3 protein-coding genes are annotated in these 2,333 nt (G+C 56.0%); all 3 read right to left on the bottom strand.

What is annotated here, in order from left to right; all coding sequences use genetic code 11:
• Nucleotides 1-108: 108 nt before the first annotated feature.
• Entirely contained in the window at nt 109-1,020 is a 912-nt protein-coding gene (locus ACVWXF_RS14155) for a homogentisate phytyltransferase (protein WP_457474712.1), read from the bottom strand.
• An 8-nt stretch (nt 1,021-1,028) separates the two neighbouring features.
• Nucleotides 1,029-1,517: a YceD family protein gene (locus tag ACVWXF_RS14160; protein WP_414522617.1), complete on the bottom strand. Its 489-nt coding sequence runs from the start codon at nt 1,515-1,517 to the stop codon at nt 1,029-1,031.
• An 89-nt stretch (nt 1,518-1,606) separates the two neighbouring features.
• Nucleotides 1,607-2,218 (bottom strand): Jag family protein, encoded by a 612-nt coding sequence (locus ACVWXF_RS14165; RefSeq protein ID WP_457385859.1) that lies wholly within the window; start codon nt 2,216-2,218, stop codon nt 1,607-1,609.
• Nucleotides 2,219-2,333 lie beyond the last annotated feature (115 nt).

A 2,333-nucleotide genomic window follows, 5' to 3' on the forward strand; every position in this document is an offset into this window, starting at 1 on the left:
AAGACTTCTTTACTACTGATCAATCCATCCTCCTTCCGAAGTTGGTTTGCTAAGTGCTGCTATTGTACCCCTTGAGCCCTTAACAGGCTGTACCTCCAGGAAAATGCTCTAGAAAAAAGAGAAAAAGGCCCAAGGGTAAAGCAAATACTCCAAGTAAAACAACTTCCAGATCAGTTGATAATAGCCAACAATCGCCTCCCGACGGCTGAGATCCAGATGGACACCATAGCCCAAGAGGATCCCCAGCCCCAACACATGGCTCACCAACAGCCAGAGGCCGTTGCCCGCAAGGAGAAAAGAGATCCCCACCCCGATAAATCCCAGATAGCACAAGGCCAAAATGCTAATGCAAAACCTTGAGATCCGCCCTGGCCCAAAGCGCAGCGAGAAGGTGGCAATGGCAAACTGGCGATCCCCCTCCATGTCGGGAATATCTTTGAAAAGGGCGATCACCAGCCCAAAAATCGACATAAACCCCGTCAGCCAAACAATCGGGGCTGAAAGCTCGACCCTTCCCTGCATCACCTGCTGAAAATGGCTGTAAAGGCCCAAATTGACGATCAAACCCCGCACGCTGTAGATGCAAGCCGAGGCCGCCAGCGGAAAACGCTTCAACCGCAAGGGGGGCAACGAATAGGCCGTGCCGATCCCATTGCTCAAAAGCACCGTCAGCAGCAGATAAGGGATCCCGGCCATGGCCAGCAGGACGGACGCCACCCCACAACCCACGACGATCCCCACCCCCTGTCGCCAACCCAGGGATCCAGCAGCTAAGGGCAAATGGGGCTTGTTGATGCGGTCGATTTCAATATCCGTCAGTTGATTCAAGCCGACGATGTAGACATTGGCCGCCAGACAGGCCGCCCAAGCCCAGACCAACTGGGGCAGCGCCGAGAGAACCGGTTGCAGGGATCCGGCAGCCACAAACCCCGCCAACAGGTAGAGGCCCACCACGCTGGCGCTGGTGCCGTAGACGGTGTGGGGTCGAGCAAAACGCCAGAGAACTTGTGGGCGCAACATCAAAAAAGCTAGGGAGAGTCTTCCAGGAGAGAAGCTAGGGCTGCCCAGCGGGGATCCACCTCCGGTGCGGGAGACTCCACCGCAATACCCGGACAGTCGGGACGGCAGGGCAACTGGCGGGGCATCTCCAAATGCAGGTGCTGGTACATCCAGTCTTCGACATCCAGCTCACCATTGGGGGGCAGGCTCTCCAGCAGATCTTCTTCGTCTTGCAATTCCAGCTCCAAGGGGAGAGGTTCGGGATCCCGAATCAAAATGATCTCCTCAACTTCCAGGTGCAGCCGGTGGTTGAACTGCTGGAGGCAGCGGTGGCAGGTGAGGGTGACAATGGTACGAGCTTCAGCACTCACTTCGAGAAAATGGCCCCGATGGCTGACTTCCAGGGATCCCTCCACAGGGGTCAAACTCTCAAAGCCCGAAAAAAACTGCCTAAACTGCAATTCTTGGGTTTGACCGGGCATCTGCCGCAGATCCGATAGACGAATTGGCCTCAGCATGGCACCCCCCTTCACGCGTTTTGGGTAGCAGGGATCCCTGTCGTCACCGTAGCAAGAGGGCCAACTTGTTCCCAGCCCTCTGCCCACTCTCAAGATGGGGAAGCTGCCCGACGGATAACCAAGCGCCGGTCAGGCTCTTTGCCACGGCTGAAAGTTTCCAGATCGGCATAGGCAGGGTCATTCAAGAGAGTATGAATTTGCCGACGCTCGGCAGCCGAGAGATCGGGAAACTCGTATTCCCGGCCAGTGGCCCTCACCTTTTCCACAGCAGCGGCAACCAAAACCTTCAGCTCCTGCAAACGCCGCTGCCGATAGCCGTCCAAATCCAAAATGTAGGGCTGCTGCTGGTCTTCCGGCTGGTTCAGGTTGAGAAGGGTGTTGGCCAGGTACTGCAACGCATCCAGCACCACGGGGGAGCGATCCTCCTCTTGAGGGGAATCTCTGGAAGATGGAGAGGGCAAGGGGGGGGCTTTCGCCAACAGCAGCCGCTTCTGAGCTGGGGTCAAAGAAGACGCCTCGATTTCCAGCACCTCCCCCACCACCCGCACCGCCGCTGGGATCCCCATAGCCGCCAGCACCTGCTGTAACCACTGCCTGGCTCGCTCTTGATTGGCCGCAAAGGTGGACTTGTTTGGCGAAGGGGCAACGGTTCCCTCAGATTTCTTAGCAGCAGATCCCGTAGAAGACTTAGGACGGCTCATCCTGGGCAGCTTCCAACTTTGAAGAGCATGACTCTAGTCAATAATAAGCTCAACTATACTGAAAATAATGTATAATATGTTCAGTACGGATTACTACCAGTTGATCTTTCTGTTT

Source organism: Thermostichus sp. MS-CIW-40, from assembly GCF_054058315.1.

Excerpts from the sequence above, each read along its gene's own strand:
- ACVWXF_RS14160 (WP_414522617.1), bottom strand. The coding sequence starts at position 1,517 with ATGCTGAGGCCAATTCGTCTATCGGATCTGCGGCAGATGCCCGGTCAA.
- ACVWXF_RS14155 (WP_457474712.1), bottom strand. The coding sequence starts at position 1,020 with ATGTTGCGCCCACAAGTTCTCTGGCGTTTTGCTCGACCCCACACCGTC.
- ACVWXF_RS14165 (WP_457385859.1), bottom strand. The coding sequence starts at position 2,218 with ATGAGCCGTCCTAAGTCTTCTACGGGATCTGCTGCTAAGAAATCTGAG.